This is a genomic window from Leifsonia sp. 115AMFTsu3.1 (assembly GCF_004362795.1).
GTDB lineage: Bacteria > Actinomycetota > Actinomycetes > Actinomycetales > Microbacteriaceae > Leifsonia.
Map to the genome: position 1 here is coordinate 604171 of NZ_SNYB01000001.1, position 19507 is coordinate 623677.

Below are 19507 nucleotides of genomic sequence, written 5' to 3' on the forward strand. Positions count from 1 at the left end.
CAACCTTCTCGATCGCAAGGAGGTCGCTCGTCCGTATGGCCCACGGGGAAAGCGGCCTCCCAGCGATGCGGCGGCTGAGACCGCGGATCGCTATCCTCGACGCATGACCGCCCGGATTGCGAACGTGACGTTCTTCGCCGAGAATCCCACCGAGTTGGCGCGCTTCTGGAGCGCCGTGATGGGCTACCCGGAACCCACCGGCTGGGACCCGGAGGATGTGGCAGAGCTCAAGGCCTCCGGGATGACCGACGAGGAGATCGCGGATCGCGCCGAAGCGTGGGATCAGAACCCGGCACATCAACGGTTCTACTTCAGTCGGTACCGGCACGAGCGACGGCAGCGCAACCGCGTGCACCTCGACATCACGCCGTTCGACGACCGCCGCGCCTCGCGTGAGGAGCTCGAAGCGGAGCGCGACCGCCTGATCGCCCTCGGCGCCACCGAGGAGAAGACCCTTCTCGGGTACTGGGGCCCCTACGAGGAGTTCGTGATCATGATGCGCGACCCGGAGGGCAACGAGTTCTGCCTGCAGTAGCTCCGCGTCGGTCGCCTAGGATCTAAGCGGAGCTAGATCCGCTTACGGCGGAGGATGAGACGACATCGTCCATCCGGCAAGGAGGACACAGTGGCTCGACCCCTGAGGGCCGATGCGCAGGCCAATCACGAACGACTGCTGGAGGTCGCCGCGGCGGCCTTCACGCGGGAGGGCACGGACGCCTCGCTGAAGGCGATCGCCGCGGAAGCGGGCGTGGGGATCGGCACGCTGTACCGTCGCTTTCCCACGCGCGAGGACCTGATCGAGGCCGTGTACCGGAGTGAGAACGCTCGGCTGGCCGCAGCGGCCGAAGAACTGCTGGAACAGCAACCGCCGATCGATGCGCTGCGGGCGTGGATGGAGCGCTTCGTCGACTACATGCTCACGAAACAGGGGATGTCGGACGCCCTCCCGATGATCCTCGCCGCTCGCGACGGGCTGAGGGCGCAGAGCCGGGAGGCCCTCGAGGGTGCGGTGAGCGCGCTCGTCGACGCCGGCCGGCGAGACGGTGTGCTCCGTCCTGACATCGTTCCCCACGATGTGCTGATGGCGCTCGGCGGCATCACCCTCATCGCGGAGCACGAGCGTCAGCGTGAACTCGCCTCGCGCCTCGTCTCCCTCCTGATCGACGGGCTGGTGGCGCAGCGACCCTGACTCGTTTTGCTCCGTATACGGAGTCGGCTCCGTTTGTGCTACATTAACCGGAGTCGGCTCCGCATGCCGTCAGTCAGGAGAGGGAGATGTCGAACGCACTCACAGGGACAGTCGCGCTGGTCACCGGCGCTAGCAGCGGTATCGGCGCCGCTACGGCTCGCAAGCTCGCCGCCGAGGGCGCCGCGGTCGTACTCGTCGCGCGCCGTGGCGAGCGCCTGAATCAGGTGGTCGAGCAGATAGAGTCGAACGGTGGTGCGGCGAGAGCGGTCGTCGCGGACATCACCACTCGCGCGGGCGCGGACAGCGCCGTGGAGCAGGCCGTCGCAGCGTTCGGGCGGCTGGATGTGCTCGTCAACAACGCCGGCGCGATGCTCGTCGGGCCTTTCGCGGATGCGCCGGAAGGCGAGTGGGAGCGGATGGTCGACGTCAACATCCTCGGGCTCCTGTACATGTCGCGCGCGGCATTGCCTCATCTGGTGAAGGCGGCCTCCGACGCACCGCGGCGAACCGCGGATCTCGTGAACATCAGCTCCTCGGCCGGGCGCGTCGCCCGTCCGGGGACGGCGGTCTACAACCTCACCAAGTTCGGCGTCAACGGTTTCACCGAAGCCCTTCGGCAGGAGATGCAGGCACAGCGGGTCCGCGTCAGTGTCGTCGAGTCCGGGAACGTCGACACCGAACTCGCATCACATACGCGAGAGGAACTCCGGGCCGGTGTCGAGGCGCAGACCGGCGCCATCGAACGGCTGAAGCCGGAGGACATCGCGGACGCCGTGGCCTACATCGTGACGAGCGACCGGCGCGTGGCCGTCAACGAGGTCTTCGTCCGCGCGGCCGATCAGAGCTGGTGAGCTGAGAGCCGAGCTGCGCTTACGGGTGCACCGGCGTGGCTGCGTCGTTTCCGACGACGGTGCGCCAGGGGCGGGCGGTCCAGGATCTGACGACGCCCTCCGTGACGTACGGATCGACGGCGGCGAAAGAACGCGCGGTCTCGAGCGCGTCCTCGCCGGTGAAGATCAGGAGGCCGGTGAACGGGCCGTCCCCGGCAGCGCCTCCGAGCACGAGCTCCCCGCGATCGACGGCAGCCCACGCTGCCGTGAGATGGGCCGAGCGGTGCGCCTCCCGAGCGGTCAGGTAGTCGTCGCCGTAGGTGTACTCGAGCACGGCATGCATGCGTCTATTCCTCTCTGCTCACGGTCGGCTGCTGCGATCGAGCCTACCGACGCGAGGTGTCAGAGAAACGAATCAGGAGCCGCTCCGGCGTCCGCCGACGTAGGCGGTCATGCGGATGGAGATCAGCACGTCGGGGATCACGGCGCCGAGTTTCGCCGCATACCGAGCGGGCGGCTCGCTCGGGAACCATGATCGGTACTCTTCGTTCATGCCGGCGAAGTCGGCCGGGTCGCTGAGGAGGATCCCGACTTCGACGACGTCGTCCAAGGTGGCGTCCGCCGCCGCGAGAACTGCGCGACAGTTCGCGAGTGCCTGCCGCGTCTGCTCCTGGATCGTGGGGCCGACGGGTCTCCCCGTCTTCACGTCGACTCCCACCAGGCCCGAGATATGGATGAAGTCCCCCGACTTCACGCCTTGGCTGTAGAACGGGGAGCTCGGTGCATCCGGGGTGCTGATCACTTCGCGCATGCGCTCACTATGACCTGTGGCGTCCGCGGTGGCCAGGGGCAGACGAGCGCCCCGGCGGGATGGCCGGGGCGCTCGTCTCGAACGGGCGGTCGCCCTACTTCAGCGGGCCGTAGAGCGGCGCGGTCGCCCGCGCCTGCGTCGCCTGCTCGAACGCGTAGGCCAGGCCGATGATGCCGCTCTCGTCGTAGTCGCGCCCGAGGAACTCGAGGTTGACGTTGGCGCCGACGACGGGGTTCGTTCCGTCGGCGGCGACGGCCTGCCCCATCGGCACCGTGATGGCGGGCATCCCGGTGTTGGGGCTGAGACGCATGTTCGTGCTGATGGTGCTGTACGGGGATCCGCTCGGATACACCAGCGAGTCCAGCGCGTTGTCGTTCATCAGCTGCGTCACGGTCGCGTTGCCGGTGGCGATCGCCGCCGTGTGCGTTCCGCTCGGGCCCGCCCACGCCTGGTACTGCGCGTCGGTCACGTTGTTGCGCGAGGTGTAGATGCTGTTGCGGGAGGTGACGTTGCGCCCGCTGGCCAGGATGTCGTCGATCGACCGCGCGGTGACGTTCGGGGCCAGGTGGTTCTGGATGTAGATGTTCAGGTCGTGCTTGAACTCGTTGGTGCTGCCGCTTCCCTCGTTCAGCGTCGCCGTGAAGGCGGCGGGAACGGTGGTGATCTCGACGACCGTCGCCCCCTTCGCTTCCAGCTTCGCCTTCGCGTCCGCCCACAGTCGGAGGACCGTCGCATTGCTGCCGAGCATGGAGGTGACGATGCCGATCCGCTTGCCCTTCAGCGCCGTCGGGTCGAGAGCTGCGGTGTACGAGTCGGGGACGTGGCCCTGCTGCTCCGCCGTGATCGGGTCGGCTGCATCCACTCCGGTGACGGCGTCGAGCGCGACCGCCGCGTCGGTGACGCTGCGGGCGATCGGGCCGCCGGTGTCCTGGGTGAGGGCGAGCGGGATGATGCCGTCGCGGCTGGTGAGGCCGACGGTGGGGCGGATGCCGACCAGCGAGTTGTAGGTCGACGGCACGCGGATCGAGCCTCCCGTGTCGGTGCCGAAGCCGATGCCCGCCAGGTTCGCCGCGATGGCCGCGCCCGTCCCGCCGCTGGACCCTCCGGCGGTCTTCGTGGTGTTCAGGGGGCTGGCGACGAGCAGCGTCTTGCCCGGGTCCTGGAACGAGGAGAACTCGGAGACGAACCCGTACGCGAACTCGTCCAGGCTGGCCTTCGCGAGGATGACGGCTCCCGCCGCGCGGAGGTTCTTCACCATGGTCGCGTCGTCGCTCGTCTGGTTGGCGTCCCAGCAGCCGCATCCACCGGTCGTGGGCATGTCCGCGGTGTCGTAGTTGTCCTTGACGGCGATCGGGACGCCCAGCAGCATGCTCGTCATCCCCTTCTGCGCGCGGGTGGCGTCGGCCTGCGCTGCGATCGTCAGCGCCTGGGCGTTCGTCGAGATGATCGAGTTGAGCGCGCGGCCGCCGGCCCCCGGGTCGACCACGGTCCGGTCGAGCGCGGCGATCCGGTCGAGGTACTCCTGGGTGATCTTCACGGAGGTGGTGACGCCGGCGTTCATGGCGGCCTGCATGTCCAGAGCGGAGGCCTCGACCAACTCGAACGGCCCGTCGTCGTAGATCATCCGCTGCGACAGGGCGACGACGTCCTTGACGGTGATGACGCCGTCCGTGTCGGAGTCGGCAGCTGCGACGGTGGACCAGCCCGCCGATGCAGGGGTGGCGCCCAGGTGGTTGGTCAGCACGTCGAGGTCGGCCTTCGTGACCTGCTTGTCCCCGGTCAGGTCGAGAGCCGTGTAGTACGGCGCGAGGAACGGCTCGGCGGCGCTCGCCGCGGGGGCGGCTGCGGCGGGAGCGACGACGGCGCCGGTGGCGACGAGAGCGGCAAGCGCTGCGACCGCGCCGACGGTGGTCGTGGCGCGGCGGGCAGTTGTTCGGGTGTGCATGGCGGTGTCGCTCCTCTGGGCGGGTCTGCGGGCGGTCATCGGGCTTCTCCTGCACGGCGGCGGCGGACTGCGATCAGGACGACGGCCGCGCCGAGCACGACCAGCACGGCGCCGGCGATCAGGTACGGAGCGACATCGGAGCCGGTCGAGGCCAGGTCGTCATCGGAGGTGGATGCGGACGAGCTCGTCGCCGCGCCCGCGCCGGAGCCCGAGCCAGGCGAGGACCCGGTGGACGGACCGCTGCCGGTGGGCGGGCCGGGGACCGAGGCGGGCGAGACCACGACGGCCGGGCTCACGGCGGCGTTCGACAGCGGCGTCACGGCCGAAGCGGGATCCACCAGCGAGAGCGAGCCGAGCGTAAACGCCGTCGAGCCCGCGGCCTTCGCGGTGAACGTCAGGGTGTACGCGATGGTGCCGGAGAGCGCGGGGGAGGTGCCGAGCCGCGTGTAGACGACGTCCACGGTGCCCGAGGAGGTGGTGACGGCGTCGTATCCTCCGGCGGGCACGACCGCGCTGCCGTCGACATACGCCACGACGGCCGGGTCGAATGCGAGTACCGCTTCGTAGCCGAAGACGTCGGTCGCGCCGGTCAGGGTCACGGTCACGGTGAACGAGTCGCCGGCGGTGACGGCGGACGGCGCGGAGACCGTGGTGCCGGTCACCGCGGGCGCCGCGACAGCGGGCGCCGCTGCGCCGACCGCGAGGCCGAGGCCGGCGAGCGCGGCCGCCGCGGCGGCGAGGAGGCGCACGAGTCGCCTGGGGGTGTGATGCATCGGGTAGTGCCTTCCGGAGCGGGCGAGGGGGCTCGCGGGCGGGTGGGGTCGCCGATGCGACCGCCGTCAGCGGCAGGAAGGGGAGACTCGCGGCGTCGAAGAGCACGACCGGCGAACGGTCCAGTACCGGCCCCGGGGGTGGGCCGGCGGCTGAGAGAGCGGCGCCATCGACAGGGTCGACGCTAGGGGGCCGCTGTTTCGCGGAGCGGGCGAACGTGTTTCTGAACGATTACACAGACTGGGACTCGTGCACGGCGGCGGCTCCGGACGGGAGCAGCCGGCCGGCGAGGTAGTCGTCGAGCGTCGTTCGGCGCTCGCGGAGGCGACGCTCCTGCCGGAGGAGGTCGTCGCGGACCGCCATCACGCGGGCGAGGAGATCCTCGGGCGGGGAGGACGTGCCGCCCTCGGCGACGCACGGGATGATGTCGCGAAGCAGCCGAGACGGGAGGCCGACGGCGAAGAGGTCCTGGACGAACAGCACGACGTCCACGGTCTGCGGGCCGTAGTCTCGGTAGCCATTCGGGAGGCGGCGACTGTGGATGAGGCCCTGCTGCTCGTAGTAGCGGAGGGCTCGCGTGCTGACACCGGTCTGCGTGCTCAACTCGCCGATCCGCACGATCCACCTCCGTTTGACCTTGACATTGACGTCAATGTTTAGGTTAGCCCTCATGACATCACTGACGCAGCTGAAGGATCGCCATGCCCTGGTCACGGGCGGCTCGACCGGGATCGGCGCGGCCATCGCCGCGGAGCTCGCACTCAACGGAACCCACCTGGTCCTCGTCGCCCGGGATGCGCGTCAGCTGGAGGTCGCGGCCGCCGACCTGCAGATGCGGTTCGGCGTCGCCGTGCTCACGATCGCCGTCGACCTCGCCGAGCCGGGAGCGGTCGCCCACGTGCTCGAGGCCGTCGAAGACGCCGGCATCGAGATCGAGCTCCTGGTCAACAGCGCGGGCATGAGCTCGCGGGGGTTCGTGGCGGACTCGGATCCCACGGTCCTCCGCCGACTCGTCGAGCTCAACGTCGGTGCGCTGACCGAACTCACCGCATCCGTCGTGGCCGGAATGGTGGAGCGCGGGCACGGCGCGATCGTGAACGTCGCGAGCACGGGCGCCTACGCTCCCGCGCCCGTCCTGGCCGCATACGCCGCATCGAAGGCCTACGTCCTCTCGTTCACCCAGGCGCTGTGGGCGGAGACGAGGGATGCCGGGGTGCGGGTGGTCGCCGTCAGCCCGGGACCGACGCGGACACCGATGAACTCCTCGCAGAGGAAGGGGATGCGTCAGCCCGCCCAGGTGGCGCGCACCGTCCTGCGGGCGCTGGAGGGCGCGGGCCCGGCGGTGGTGGATGGCGCCGCGAACGCCGTGACCGTTGCGGCAATCCGGCTGCTTCCTGCCCGTGTCATCACGGCCATCGCCCGACGCGCGATGGGCGCCTAGCCGACTCCCGCGCTCTACTGCTCTTCCGTGAGGAGCCGGAGTCCGGCGGCAAGCGCGGCACGTTGGCTCTCGTCGAGGGGTGCGAAGAGATCCTCGAGCACGTCCGCGGCGACGCGGTGCCCCGCGCGCAGCGCATCCCTCCCGGCTTCCGTCAGCGAGTGCTCGATGCGTCGCCCACGCCCGGCGGCGCGCGAGATGAGACCCCGTTCGACCAGGCGATTCGCCAGCGTGCCGAACGCCTGATCGCTCTGGAAGGTCGTCACGGCGAGGTCGTGGCCGGACGCGCCGGGCATCCGTTCGATCGCCCGTAACGCGTCCCACTGCACCAGGCTCACGCCGACGTCGCGCAGAGCGGCGTCCATCGTCCGGTGGTTGCGGTACTGCGCGCGCTTGATCGCCAGGCCGAGCTGTTCCAGATCCGTGGTCACGGTGCTACTGTATCAACATTCGTAGATAAACATGTTTAGATAGGCGCATCATGAATCCCTCACTTCCCAAAGATCTGCCCACCCTCCAGGCCGGCGACCCGAGCGGCCGCACCGCGTTGGTGCTCCACGGCGGCGGCGGCCCGCAGACCGTCGCCCCGATCGTCGGCCATCTCGGCGCCACCATGCACGCCTCTGCGCCGACCCATCCGGGCTGGGAGGGAACCGCCCGCCCGGAGGACATCGCGTCGATCCGCGACCTCGCCTCCGCGTACCTGACGCGTCTCCTCGATGGCGGCGAGCACGGCGTCGTCCTGATCGGATCGTCGATCGGCGGCTGGATCGCCCTCGAGATGGCCGTTCAGGCCGCTGCCGACGAACGGTATGCCGGGGTGATCGGCGCGGTGATCGACATCGACGGCGTCGGCGCGGTCGTCGAGGGGGAGCCGGTCGCCGACTTCTTCGCCCTCGACGCCCGAGGGCTGGCCGAGGCCGCGTGGCACGACCCGGACCGCGGATACCGCGACCCGGCCCAGCTCACGGACGAGCAGCGTGCCGTGCAGCTGTCCAACGGCCGGACCATGGCCGCCGTCGCCGGGGGGAGCATGAGCGACCCGACGCTCCTCGACCGGCTCGCGACGATCGCCGTTCCGACCCTCGTCGTGTTCGGCGAGAGCGACCGCATCGTCACGCCCGCCTACGGCCGTGCGGTCGCCGCCGCGATCCCCGGTGCGGAGTTCGCCGAAGTGCCCGCCGCCGGGCACCTCCCGCACCTCGAGGCGCCGGACGCGACCTGGGCCGTCATCGACCCGTTCCTCGCCCGCGCACGGTGAGACCGGCGACGGTGAGACCGGCGCGAGGGTGAGGCCCGCGCGCCGGCCGAACGCGGCCTAGCCGAGCGCGAGCAGCCAGCGGTTGCCGGTCCCGTCGAGAGTGTCGTGCTCGAAGCGGTCCACGAGCATGGTGATCAGCGCAAGGCCACGACCCGATTCGGCGAGGTCCTCCGCCTCCGGCATGGCCGGATCGGCCACATCCACATCGGCGGGAGGTGCGTCATCCGTGATGATCGCCTCCAGGCCACCGGTCGTGGTCCGGATGACGAGCTCGACGCGGACCGGACGGTCGTCCTCGCTGTGCGTGACGACGTTCGTCACCGCCTCGACGACGGCCAGCTCGAACGCCCCGCGGACCTGCGCGGGGAGGTCCGGCCGCTGCTCCGCGAGCCGCTCGAAGCTCTCGTGGACGCGACCGATCGTCTCCAGGTCGGCCGGCGCCCGGAACGCGTCCCGGAACGGCTCAGTCACGGTAGGCGTCGTCCGGCGACGGGTAGACGCGCAGGATGCGGTCGAGGTTGGTCAGCTGCAGCACGCTGGTGACCTGCTCGGTCGCAGCGGCGAGCCGCAGATCGCCACCGGCCGTGCGGGCGGTCTTCAGGCCGCTGATGAGAGCGCCCAGGCCGGAGGAGTCGATGAACTCGACGGCGCTGAGATCGACGGCGACGCGCGCGCTGCCCTCGTCCACGACGCTCTGAACGGCGCGCCGGAGGTCCGGGGCGCTGACGAGGTTGATCCGCCCCTCCACCGCGAGGACGGCGACGCCGTCGTCGCGGAGTGTCGTCGTGATGTTCATCGCGGGGGGTTCTCCTTCCTCGCCGCGTGAGCGGCGGGGCCTCGGTACAGGGCGGCGCGGGGGATGATGCTGAGCACGACCAGGTCGTAGACGACCCACACCGTGTTGACCAGTGTCCCGACGCCGTCGGCCGTCCCCGCGATGACGCGCAGGATTCCGACGATCGCGGCGATGACGAGCAGTGCCATCGCGGTCAGCTGCGGCCAGATCTCGCGCCATGGGACGGGCGCACGGCCGTTGCGCTCCTTCGGAGTCACGACGAAGCCGAGGGGACGCTTGAACCAGACGTTGGCTGCGGAGGTCCAGCACGCCTTGATCCACAGCGGGAACAGGGCGAGCGCGTACTGCTGGCCGCGCCACGTGCGGATGCCGTGCGCGCCGATCAGGAACATCAGCTGGCTCAGCACGAAGTACGGGATGAAGCGGGCGAAGAAGTCGACGCTCCAGGCGGTCACCGGCATGACGCCCGCCAGCAGGTAGATCGCGGGGGCCGCCAGGTAGACGATCGCGGCGAAGCCCGCCAGGTAGCTCCACATCGTCGCGAAGTACATGAGCCGCTGCCCGGCGTCGAGTCCGCGCTTGAGGAGCGGATTGTCCTTGAGCATGACCTGGAGCGTGCCCTGTGCCCAGCGCAGGCGCTGCTTCAGCATCGTCCCGAGGTCTTCCGGGGCGAGCCCGGTCGCGAGCAGCTCGTGGTGGTAGACGCTGCGCCAGCCGTTGGCGTGCAGCTGCATCGCTGTGGCCATGTCCTCCGTGACGGAGATCGTCGCCATCGGCATGACCGGCTGCGCCTGGTCCGGACGGTCGACGGCGAGGGCCTCGGTGATGCTCTGCACCGACTCGATGGCCCCGAGGGGCGACCAGTCGCGCTCCGCCAGGCGGTCGAGGGCGACCTCGTCGACGACGAACGCCGGCAGCTCGGAGTCGGCCTGGACGGGCAGTTGAGCGATCGCCGCGAGGTCCGCCTCGACCGAGGTCAGGTGGCCGCGCACGGCGGCGCGCGAGACCGCATCCACCTGCTCCCGGAGCCGGAAGGTCACCTCGCCGACGCTCTGTCCGGCGCGCAGGCTCTCGCTCGCCTCGTGCACGTGTCCGCGCAGCTCGCCGACGAGGGCGGCCGCTTCCGGGTCGAGGTGGGAGGCGCGCTCGGTCTTGGTGAGCATCCGCTCGGCGGCGCGCAGGGACGTGCGCACGGTCCGTTCGACGTCCCGGACGTAGCCGGAGATGCCGAGCTGCATCAGGGCGTCGCGGCGCAACACGGCGTTGGACCCGCAGAAGAAGGCCGCGTTCCAGCCGTCCTTGCCCTGCTGGATGGGTCCGTAGAACAGGGGCGCCTGGTTGCCGAGCAGGTCGGCGTCGTCGACGTTCGAGAAGAACTGGGGTGTCTGCACCAGCGCGACCTTCGGGTCGGCGAAGTAGCCGAGCGTCCGCTCGAGGATCTCCGGCTCGGGGATCTGGTCGGCGTCGAGGATGAGCAGGAACTCGCCGTCCGTCTGCAGCAGGGCGTTGTTGAGGTTGCCGGCCTTGGCGTGCCGGGGCTTGTCGGTCCAGTCCTCGGTGCGCGTGATGTAGCCGACGCCCTCCCGGGAGGCGGCGGCGCGCATCTCGGGCCGGTCGCCGTCGTCGAGCACCCAGGTGGTGTGCGGGTACGGGATGCGCCGGGCCGCGGCCGCTGTGGTCATGACCAGGTCGACCGGCTCGTCGTAGGTCGTGATGAACACGTCGACGGTGCCGGCAGCCGGGGCGTCCGGACCGTTGCGGATGCGGATGCGCCACATCGTGAGCGCGAAGAAGAAGGTGTCGACGAGGCTGTACGTCTCGGCGATGACGAGCGGGACGGCGATCCACCACGCTTCCCAGTTGACCGACGCGAGCCACCGCCAGACCACGTAGTTCACGCCCGCGAGGACGGCGAGCAGCGCGACGACGCGCAGCAGCACGGGCCTCACCGATCGCTCCGTCGCACGACCACGGCCGTCATATCGTCGATCGGGATGCCTTGCCGGGCGGCGCTGAGGATGCGGGACACCGCACCCGCCGCTGTCGCCGATCCGCGCACGATGGCCTCCAACCGGGTCAGGGCGTGGTCGCCGCCGAGCGCATCGAGGATGCCATCGCTGACGCACAGGAGGGCGTCGCGCGGGCCGAGCTGGATGCGTCCGGGCGTCCGCGGCTCGAACACCGGCAGACCGAGCGGCAGGGATCCGGCGGGAAGCCGCTCGAACCGCCCGGTGTGCCGCACGATGATCGCCAGCCCATGACCGGCGTCGAGGTAGTCGATGGTCCCGTCCGGATGCACGCGGGCGTGGAACAGGGTGACGAACGTCGCCAACTGGTCGAGGTCCTCCTCGACGACGCGCGAGGCCGCCTCGACGGACGCCTGCAGGTCGGCGAGGTCCATCGCGCTGCGGAGAGCGGTGCGCACGGAGGCGGCGACGATCGCGGCGGCCATTCCCTTGCCCATGACGTCGGCGACCGAGACGCAGAAGTCGTCGTCGACGTCGTACCAGTCGTAGAAGTCGCCGGAGACGCCGCGCGACGGCTCGCACGCCGCAGCGACGTCGAAGCCGGGAGCGCGCGGCTGGCGCCGGGGGAGGAGCCCCTTCTGGGCGATGGCCGCACGGTCCAGTTCGTCGTCGCGGTCGAGCTCGGCCTGCACCCAGTCCGCCAGGTCGCGCAGCACGCGCTCCTGCTCCGGGCTCAGCTCGCGGGGGACCGTGTCCAGCACGCACAGCGTGCCGACGGCGTCGCCGCCGGGGGCGTGCAGCGGCTCGCCCGCATAGAAGCGGAGGTGGGGGTCGCCGAGGACGAACGGGTTGTCGCTGAACCGCTCGTCCACGGAGGCATCGCTCACGATGAGGGCGGCATCCTGCCGCACGGTGACATCGCAGAACGCGCCTTCGCGCGGCGCCTCGGCTGTGAGGCCCAGCTGCGACTTGCGCCACTGGCGGTTCTGGTCGATGAGCGTGATGCTCACCATGGGCACGTCGAAGAGCTGCTGGGCCAACCGCGTGATGCGATCGAACCGTGCCTCCGGCCCCGAATCGAGGATGCCGAGGCCTGCGAGCGCCCGCTGTCGCCGGAACTCTGCCTGCTGTACCGAGTCCGCGTCGACGACCATGCCCCCATCGTACCGAGCGGTCTACCCCGCGCCAGGCCTGCGGCCGAAGTCGATCGATGTCCGACTTCGGCCGCGGGCCGATCGGCTCAGGCCGTCCAGCCGCCGTCGATCGTCACCGCGGAGCCGGTCATGTAACCCGCGGCGTCGGACGCGATCCACGACACCAGCTCGCCGACGTCGGAGCTGTGGCCGAAGCGGCCGAACGCCGTGAACCCGGCGAGGTAATCGCCGGCCTCGCCCGAGGCCGGGTTGCCGTCGGTGTCGATCGGGCCCGGCTGGACCACATTGGCGGTGATGCCGCGCGGGGCGAGGTCGCGCGCGAGCCCCTTGGTGAAGCCGACCATCGCGGCCTTCGTGAGCCCGTAGACCGCACCGCCGGTGAAGGGGATCCGCTCGGCGTTGACGCTGCCGATCGTGATGATGCGCCCGCCGTCGGGGAGGCTCTCGAGCGCCGCCTGCGTCGTGTACACGGTGCCGCGCACGTTGAGGTCGATGGTGTGCTCGATGTGCTCGTCCGGCGTCTCGGTGAACGGCTCGAACCATCCGCCTCCCGCGTTGTTGACCAGGATGTCCAGGCCGCCCAGCGCCTGGACGGCGTCGCGGACGCCCTGCCGGGCCGCCGCGGCGTCCCCGTTGTTCGCTCGGATGGCGACAGCCGTTCCTCCGGCGGCGGTGATCTCATCGACCAGAGCCGTCGCGCGCTCGGGCGACGACCAGTAGGTGATCGCGACCTCGGCGCCGTGGGCGGCGAGCGAGCGGGCGATGCCGGCGCCGATGCCGCGGGAGCCCCCGGTGACGAGGGCTCGCTTGCCGGCGAGGGTGAGGGGCGTGGTCGGTGCTGCGGTGGTGGATGCGGTGCTCATGATGATGTCCTCCGGTTCTCTGTCCTGGATTCTGTTCCAGTTGGTACAGAAAACCACGAGCTTGCCCGAGTATTCCGTCTGAGCGATAATTTTTTCCAGCTCAGTACAGAAAGGGATCGCAGATGACGGCGACGCGAGGGCGCCCCCGGGGATTCGACACCGATGACGCGCTCGATCGCGCGATCGAGGTGTTCTGGCGCCAGGGGTATGAGGGGACGACGCTCGACGATCTGACGGATGCCATGGGCATCAAACGGCCCAGCCTCTATGCGGCCTTCGGCAACAAGGAGGCCACGTTCCGTCGCGCGGTCGAGCGCTACTCGGCGGTCGACATGGCGTACGTCTCCGAGGCGCTGGCCCAGCCGACGGCACGGGCCGTCGCCGAGCACTACCTCCGCAGCAACGTCGTGGCGATCACCCGGCCCGGCAAGCCGGCGGGGTGCCTCTCGGTGCAGGGCGGCCTCGCGGGCAGTCCGGAGGACGAGCGGATCGTGCGCTTCCTCGCCGACAGCAGAGCAGCAGGCGAGCGGAGGTTCGCCGAGCGTTTCCGGCGCGCGCGGTCGGAGGGCGACCTTCCGCCGGGGGAGAGTCCGACCGAGCTCGCGCGCTACCTCTCGACCGTGAGCGCCGGCCTCGCGGTGCAAGCGGCCGCCGGCGCATCCCGCCGCGCCCTGATGGCGGTCGCGGAGCGCGCGCTCCGGGCCTTCCCCGGCGGCTCGGCGTGACGTCGTCGCTTAGGGTTTGGCTTAATTTAAGCTCTTGACAAAGTGACACGGTCCTCGCGATGCTACGTGCGACGGAACGACCAGACGTTCCGCGTACCGATCAAGGAGGATCGTGAAACGATACGTAGTGGCCGCGCTGGTGACAGCCGCGGCCGTGGCGGCGACAGCCGTCCTGCCCGTCACCGCGGCCAACGCCGCGGCTCTCACCGCCACCGACTTCCTGAAGGCCAACGGGAACGTCCTGAAGAAGGCGTCGGGGACCGGATCCACCGTCAATCTCCGCGGGACGAACATCGGCGGCTGGCTCACGCAAGAGGACTGGATGTCGCCGCTCGGCGAGTTCGCGGCCGACCGGACAGGATGGACCGTGACTGCGTCGGCCGGCACCGCCGCGAACGCCCTCGACGGCTCCGGCACCAGCCGCTGGACGACCGGGGCCAACCAGGCCGGCGGGGAGTGGATCCGGCTCGACCTGGGCGCCAACACGCTCTTCAACCGGCTCACCGTCGACAACACGGCCAACGCCGGCCAGTGGCCGCGCGCCCTGAACATCGAGACGTCCACCAACGGCACCACCTGGACGAGCGTCGCGACCCAGGCGGGGACGGACGGTCTGACCACGGTCAAGTTCACTCCGCAGGTCGCCCGGTACGTGCGCGCCACTCAGACCGGCACGGCGGCGACGCCATGGTCGGTCGGGGAGATCAACCTCTACAGCGACCCGGTGCTCTTCAACGGAACGCACACCGCCACAGCCTCCGCGAGCGCGCCCGGCACCACCGCGCAGATGGTCCTCGACGGAAACACCTCGACGGTGTGGCAGACGGGGGCGGCCCAGGCGCCCGGGCAGAGCCTCACGATCGACCTCGGCCGCAACGTCGACATGGACAAGGTGCTCTTCGACGCCGGCGCGGCCACGGCCAACGACTACCCGCGCATCTACGACGTGTTCACGTCCTACGACAACACCACCTGGACCCAGGTGGCGAGTGGATACGGCTCGAACCGGGTCACGCAGGCGGACTTCCAGGGCAGCAAGAACGGCCGCTACCTCCGGATCGTCTCGAACGGGACGTCCACGCAGTGGTGGTCGGTCGCGGAGGTCGCGATCTCGAGCGGCACTTCCCTCGACCGCGGCGGCTGGTCCGTCGTCTCGTCGGTCGGCGCGACCCCGGCCGCCATGCTCGACGGCAACACCGGAACCCGCTGGACGACCGGGGCGGCGCAAGCTCCCGGGCAGACCGTGACCGTCGACATGGGCGCGCTCGTGACGCTCAACAACGTGACCACGGACACGGCGAAGAACACCACCGATGAGGACGACTGGATGCGCGGCTACAGCCTCCAGCTGTCGCGGGACGGCTCCACCTGGAGCACCGTGGCCTCCGGTGTCGGAACGCGGAAGGCCACCACGATCGGGTTCACGGCCCAGGCCGCGCGCTACGTGCGCCTGACGCAGACCGGATCGGCGGGCAACTGGTGGTCGATCGGCGAGCTCACGGCGGGCCTCTACAACGACGACTACTCGCTGACGAACACGATGACCTCGCGGTTCGGCACGGCGACGACGGCCTCGGTGGTCGGCACGCATCAGGACACCTGGTTCACCGCGACCGACCTGGACAACATCCAGGCCACCGGGATGAATTTCATCCGCGTGCCCATCGGCTGGAACGTGTTCCTCAACCTCGACGGGACGTGGAAGTCGAACCCGTGGACCAAGATCGACTGGGTCGTGAGCCAGGCCGCCTCCCGTGGCATCTACACGCTCATCGACCTGCACACGGTGCCGGGCGGAGGCTGCCCGTGGGGCTCCTGCGGCCGGATCGGTCCGAACCCGAACGGGTTCTGGGGCAGTGCCACCTACCAGAACTGGGTCGAGGACATCTGGAAGAAGATCGCGACGCGCTACAACGGCAATCCCGCCGTCGCGGGATACGACCTCATCAACGAGCCGCTGATCGACTACGGCGAGGACACGGACGACGTGGCCCAGAAGAGCGCGTACTACGACCGCCTCTACGACGCCGTCCGGGCGATCGACGCCGACCACACGATCTTCCTCGGGGCGTTCTTCGGCCTCGACAAGATCGCGCCGCCGTCGACGTACGGCTGGACCAATGTGGCCTACGAGTACCACCCGTACGACATGCCGAACTCGAAGGACTGGACGGCGCAGAACCAGCTCGTCACGAACGAGCTGGGCGGCCTCGCGGCCAAGCTCTCCGACCCCGGGGTTCCGATCCTCTACGGCGAGTACTCGCTGTACTACAACGACGACGTCTGGGCCCGGTTCATGGCCGGTCTGAACGCGTCGAGCGTCTCGTGGTCGAACTGGTCGTACAAGGTCAAAGGCTCCGCCGACGACGGCTTCGCCTACTGGGGTCTCTACTACGACAACCGCAAGCCGGTCCCGGTGATCAACAGCGACGACGCCGCCACGTTCCAGTCGAAGCTCGCGCAGTTCGGAACGTCGAACTTCACCCAGAACACCCGGTTCGTCGGAACGATCGCCAAGTACGCGGGTGGCCTGTCCACCTTCTCGCCGGCGGCGATCAGTCACACCGGGTGGACAGCGACCGCCTCCACGACCGCGGCGGGCTCGTCCGCGGCCGCCGGGATCGACGGCGCCAACGGCACGTCGTGGCAGAGCGGGCAGGCGATGGCCGGCGGTGAGTGGTACCGGATCGACATGGGCGCGAACCGCACGGTCGCCATGGTGACCGTGCAGACCGCGAGCGGTTCGAAGTGGGACTACCCGCGCGGTTTCACGGTGGAGACGTCTCTCGACGGCTCCACCTGGTCGACCGCCGCCACCGGAATCGCGTACGGCTGGAAGCGGCCGATCTCGATCGCCCCGACCACCGCGCGCTACATCCGGATCACCCAGACCGGCGTCGCGCCGCAGTGGTGGACCATCGACGAGGTGACCGTCTACTCGTCGTACTGAGAACACGGGGACAAGAGGCCGGCCTGCGGGCCGGCCTCTTGCATCCCTGCTGATCCATGCCTTATTCTAAGACCTAGAGAAAGAACGAAGGAGTTCCATGACTCTCACCGACCCGAGCGGCCTCCCGGTCGACTTCCCCCCGGACTTCCTCTGGGGCGTCGCCACCGCGGCCTATCAGATCGAAGGCGCAGCGGCCGAGGGCGGACGCGGCCCGAGCATCTGGGACACCTTCAGCCACACGCCCGGCCTCACGCATCGCGGAGACACGGGTGACATCGCCTGCGACCACTATCACCGGCTCGACGCCGACCTCGACCTGATCGCGTCGCTCGGTCTCACCGCGTACCGGTTCTCGCTCTCCTGGTCGCGACTCCAGCCGAGCGGGAGCGGCCCGCTCAACCCGGAGGGCGTCGCCTTCTACCGGCGGATGCTGACGGGGCTCGCCGAGCGCGGCATCCGGCCCTTCGTGACCCTCTACCACTGGGACCTGCCGCAGCCGCTGGAGGACCTCGGCGGCTGGCCGGAGCGGGAGACCGCGCTGCGCTTCGAGGAGTTCACCGCCCGCGTCGCCGACGCGCTGGGCGACCTCGCACAGGACTGGATCACCCTCAACGAGCCGTGGTGCTCCGCCTTCCTCGGCTACGGCTACGGAGCCCATGCGCCGGGCCGGCGCGACCTCCGGCTCGCCACCGCGGCCGCACACCACCTCAACCTCGCGCACGGGCTGGCCCTCCGCGCTCTGCGCTCCGCTCTGCCCGGTGCGCGGGTAGGCGTGACGGACATCGTCACCGACATCGTCGCGGGGGAGGGGCCGGACGACGCCGCTGCCGCGGACCGCCTCGACGCCGTGAGCAACCGGGTGTTCCTCGACCCGGTGTACCGCGGGGAGTACGGCGCCGGCGTGCACGCCCTCCTCGATCCTCACGGGCTCGCGGACCTCATCCACGACGGCGACCCCGCGCTCATCTCGGCACCCGTCGACTTCGTCGGCCTCAACCACTACCAGCGTGTGATCGCCACGGCCGACCCGGCCGCCCCGTTCGGCGTGCGCGAGACCCCCGCGCAGCCGGCGACCACCTCGTTCGGCTGGTCCGTCATCCCGGACTCGCTGCACGCCGTGCTGCTCCGCATCTCCCGCGAGTACTCCGGCCTGCCGGTCTACATCACCGAGAGCGGCGCCAGCTTCGACGACTACGTCGACCCGGAAGGCGGTGTGGACGACACGGACCGCGTCGCCTACCTCGCCGGCTACTTCGCCGCCGCATCCCGGGCGATCGCCTCCGGCGTCGACCTCCGCGGCTACTTCGTCTGGTCCCTGCTCGACAACTTCGAGTGGGCGGAGGGCTACTCCAAACGGTTCGGGATCGTCTACGTCGACTACCGCACCCAGGAGCGCATCCCCAAGCTCAGCGCCCGCTGGTACCGCGACCTCGTGTCGCAGCACGCCCGTCTCACCACCGCCGACCTCCCATAGCCGGCATCCACCACCCGCACCCACCTGCACACCCCTGCACACCCGAAAGGAAATCTCGATGAAGAGAATGCGCTGGCTCGCCCTGGGCACCGCCGCCCTGGCCGCCGCCACCCTCGCCGGCTGCTCCTCCTCCGGCTCGTCCGGCGACGCGACCGCCGGAAAGGACCTGACCGTCTGGGTCATGGGAGACAGCTCCGCCCACTTCGACGCGCTCGTGAAGCCGTTCGAGGAGAAGAGCGGGATCGACGTCAAGACCGTCGCGATCCCGTGGGACAACGTCGACCAGAAGTTCACGACGGCCGTCGCCTCCGGAGACGGACCGGACGTTGTCCAGATCGGTCTCTCCAAGCTGCGCACCTACGCTGACAGCGGCGCGCTGATGACCCTGGACGACGCCACGCTCGGCGACTACCCGAACCTCGCCGCATCCAACTTCGTCGAGGGCGTCGCCGGCGATGCCACCGCCATCGGAGGGAAGGTCGTCTCGGTGCCCTGGGTGTCCGACACCCGCGTGCTGTTCTACCGCAGCGACATCCTCGGCGCCGCGGGAATCGACGCTCCTCCGGCCACCTGGGACGAACTGCGCGCCGACGCGAAGAAGCTCACCGCGCGCGGCAACGGCTCGTACGGCTACTACATCCCGCAGTGGGACAGCGCCCTCCCCGTCATCATGACGTGGGACCAGGGCGGCGAGATCGTGAACTCGAAGGGCACCGTCGACTTCGACTCGCCCGAGTTCGAGAAGGCGGTCGACCTCTACACCGGCCTCTACGCCGACAAGAGCGTTCCCACCAACAGCGACTTCGACCAGACCCAGGGGTTCGTGACCGGCACGACGCCCATGCTGGTGAGCGGACCGTACCTGGCCGCGGCGATCTCGCAGGCGGCTCCCGAGCTCGCCGGCAAGTGGAACGTGACGACGGTCCCAGCGGCCGAGAAGGACACGTCCCTCCTCGCCGGCTCCAACCTCGGCGTCTGGGGCTCCACCAAGAACAAGGCGGGTGCCCTTCAGCTGCTCGACTACCTCTCCCAGCCCGACGTGCAGGTGAAGTGGTACGAGTCCGACGGGCAGCTCCCGACGGTCACGAAGGCGCTGGAGGACGAGAAGCTCTCCGCCGACCCGATGGTCGCGGTCTACACGAAGCAGCTCGCCTCGTCGCGGTTGCTGCCCCTCGTCCCGAACTGGGACGGTGAGACCGGCAAGGCGCTGCTCGACTCGCTGAACTCCATCGTGCTGACCGGCGCGAATCGCGACGAGACGCTGAAGAACCTGTTCACCACCACCAGCGGAACGTCCGCGAAATGAGACCCGGCGGTGCGCGGTGGCCCCGGT

General features: G+C 69.9%; 20 protein-coding genes. 9 read left to right on the forward strand and 11 right to left on the reverse strand.

The window, feature by feature from the left end; all coding sequences use genetic code 11:
• Nucleotides 1–103 precede the first annotated feature (103 nt).
• The 3 genes from AXZ95_RS03050 (at nucleotide 104) to AXZ95_RS03060 (ending at nucleotide 2040) form a co-directional block, all read left to right on the forward strand.
• Entirely contained in the window at nucleotides 104–535 is a 432-nt protein-coding gene (locus AXZ95_RS03050; protein ID WP_018189529.1) for a VOC family protein, read from the forward strand.
• Nucleotides 536–625: 90 nt separating this feature from the next.
• A complete protein-coding gene (locus tag AXZ95_RS03055) occupies nucleotides 626–1189 on the forward strand; it encodes a TetR family transcriptional regulator (protein ID WP_018189530.1) in 564 nt (187 codons plus the stop codon).
• Nucleotides 1190–1275: 86 nt separating this feature from the next.
• Nucleotides 1276–2040 (forward strand): SDR family NAD(P)-dependent oxidoreductase, encoded by a 765-nt coding sequence (locus AXZ95_RS03060; RefSeq protein WP_018189531.1) that lies wholly within the window; start codon nucleotides 1276–1278, stop codon nucleotides 2038–2040.
• Between the two features lie 19 nt (nucleotides 2041–2059).
• Here AXZ95_RS03060 and AXZ95_RS03065 read toward each other — a convergent pair whose 3' ends face one another.
• From AXZ95_RS03065 to AXZ95_RS03085, 5 genes are all read right to left on the reverse strand, one after another.
• Nucleotides 2060–2362 (reverse strand): YciI-like protein, encoded by a 303-nt coding sequence (locus AXZ95_RS03065; protein WP_018189532.1) that lies wholly within the window; start codon nucleotides 2360–2362, stop codon nucleotides 2060–2062.
• A 72-nt stretch (nucleotides 2363–2434) separates the two neighbouring features.
• Nucleotides 2435–2830 carry a RidA family protein gene (locus AXZ95_RS03070; protein WP_018189533.1) on the reverse strand — a complete coding sequence of 132 codons (396 nt, stop codon included), beginning with the start codon at nucleotides 2828–2830 and terminating at the stop codon, nucleotides 2435–2437.
• Nucleotides 2831–2924: 94 nt separating this feature from the next.
• A complete protein-coding gene (locus AXZ95_RS03075; protein WP_231374319.1) occupies nucleotides 2925–4814 on the reverse strand; it encodes an amidase family protein in 1890 nt (629 codons plus the stop codon).
• Complete coding sequence (locus AXZ95_RS03080) at nucleotides 4811–5548, reverse strand: cohesin domain-containing protein (protein ID WP_231374320.1); 738 nt, start codon at nucleotides 5546–5548, stop codon at nucleotides 4811–4813. The genes AXZ95_RS03075 and AXZ95_RS03080 overlap by 4 nt, the downstream gene beginning before the upstream one ends.
• A gap of 229 nt (nucleotides 5549–5777) precedes the next feature.
• Entirely contained in the window at nucleotides 5778–6218 is a 441-nt protein-coding gene (locus tag AXZ95_RS03085; protein WP_231374321.1) for a MerR family DNA-binding transcriptional regulator, read from the reverse strand.
• On the opposite strand from AXZ95_RS03085, the gene AXZ95_RS03090 reads away from it, so the two are divergent.
• Nucleotides 6217–6987, forward strand: coding sequence for an SDR family NAD(P)-dependent oxidoreductase (locus AXZ95_RS03090; protein WP_018189537.1), 771 nt, complete (start codon nucleotides 6217–6219; stop codon nucleotides 6985–6987). The two genes, AXZ95_RS03085 and AXZ95_RS03090, sit on opposite strands and share 2 nt — an antisense overlap.
• A gap of 14 nt (nucleotides 6988–7001) precedes the next feature.
• Here the strand turns inward: AXZ95_RS03090 and AXZ95_RS03095 are convergent, their stop codons facing one another.
• The gene (locus AXZ95_RS03095) at nucleotides 7002–7415 is read right to left on the reverse strand and encodes a MarR family winged helix-turn-helix transcriptional regulator (RefSeq protein WP_018189538.1); all 414 of its coding nucleotides are present in this window, start codon (nucleotides 7413–7415) and stop codon (nucleotides 7002–7004) included.
• A gap of 50 nt (nucleotides 7416–7465) precedes the next feature.
• On the opposite strand from AXZ95_RS03095, the gene AXZ95_RS03100 reads away from it, so the two are divergent.
• Nucleotides 7466–8245, forward strand: a complete 780-nt coding sequence (locus tag AXZ95_RS03100; protein ID WP_018189539.1) for an alpha/beta fold hydrolase — start codon at nucleotides 7466–7468, stop codon at nucleotides 8243–8245.
• A gap of 57 nt (nucleotides 8246–8302) precedes the next feature.
• Here the strand turns inward: AXZ95_RS03100 and AXZ95_RS03105 are convergent, their stop codons facing one another.
• The 5 genes from AXZ95_RS03105 to AXZ95_RS03125 form a co-directional block, all read right to left on the reverse strand.
• Nucleotides 8303–8716 (reverse strand): ATP-binding protein, encoded by a 414-nt coding sequence (locus AXZ95_RS03105; RefSeq protein WP_018189540.1) that lies wholly within the window; start codon nucleotides 8714–8716, stop codon nucleotides 8303–8305.
• Nucleotides 8709–9041: an STAS domain-containing protein gene (locus AXZ95_RS03110; RefSeq protein ID WP_018189541.1), complete on the reverse strand. Its 333-nt coding sequence runs from the start codon at nucleotides 9039–9041 to the stop codon at nucleotides 8709–8711. Before AXZ95_RS03110 ends, AXZ95_RS03105 begins: the two co-directional genes overlap by 8 nt.
• On the reverse strand, nucleotides 9038–10981 hold the full coding sequence (locus AXZ95_RS03115) for a glycosyltransferase family 2 protein (protein ID WP_133638843.1): 1944 nt from the start codon (nucleotides 10979–10981) through the stop codon (nucleotides 9038–9040). Before AXZ95_RS03115 ends, AXZ95_RS03110 begins: the two co-directional genes overlap by 4 nt.
• 5 nt (nucleotides 10982–10986) lie before the next feature.
• Nucleotides 10987–12162, reverse strand: coding sequence for a SpoIIE family protein phosphatase (locus AXZ95_RS03120; RefSeq protein ID WP_018189543.1), 1176 nt, complete (start codon nucleotides 12160–12162; stop codon nucleotides 10987–10989).
• Between the two features lie 86 nt (nucleotides 12163–12248).
• On the reverse strand, nucleotides 12249–13025 hold the full coding sequence (locus AXZ95_RS03125) for an SDR family oxidoreductase (RefSeq protein ID WP_018189544.1): 777 nt from the start codon (nucleotides 13023–13025) through the stop codon (nucleotides 12249–12251).
• 122 nt (nucleotides 13026–13147) lie between these two features.
• Between AXZ95_RS03125 and AXZ95_RS03130 the strand changes: the two genes are divergently transcribed.
• From AXZ95_RS03130 to AXZ95_RS03145, 4 genes are all read left to right on the forward strand, one after another.
• The gene (locus tag AXZ95_RS03130) at nucleotides 13148–13750 is read left to right on the forward strand and encodes a TetR/AcrR family transcriptional regulator (RefSeq protein ID WP_018189545.1); all 603 of its coding nucleotides are present in this window, start codon (nucleotides 13148–13150) and stop codon (nucleotides 13748–13750) included.
• A gap of 112 nt (nucleotides 13751–13862) precedes the next feature.
• Nucleotides 13863–16700 carry a discoidin domain-containing protein gene (locus AXZ95_RS03135; RefSeq protein ID WP_231374323.1) on the forward strand — a complete coding sequence of 946 codons (2838 nt, stop codon included), beginning with the start codon at nucleotides 13863–13865 and terminating at the stop codon, nucleotides 16698–16700.
• Between the two features lie 97 nt (nucleotides 16701–16797).
• Nucleotides 16798–18174, forward strand: a complete 1377-nt coding sequence (locus AXZ95_RS03140; RefSeq protein WP_018189547.1) for a GH1 family beta-glucosidase — start codon at nucleotides 16798–16800, stop codon at nucleotides 18172–18174.
• 58 nt (nucleotides 18175–18232) lie between these two features.
• Entirely contained in the window at nucleotides 18233–19480 is a 1248-nt protein-coding gene (locus AXZ95_RS03145) for an extracellular solute-binding protein (protein WP_269209382.1), read from the forward strand.
• The last annotated feature ends 27 nt before the right edge of the window (nucleotides 19481–19507 follow it).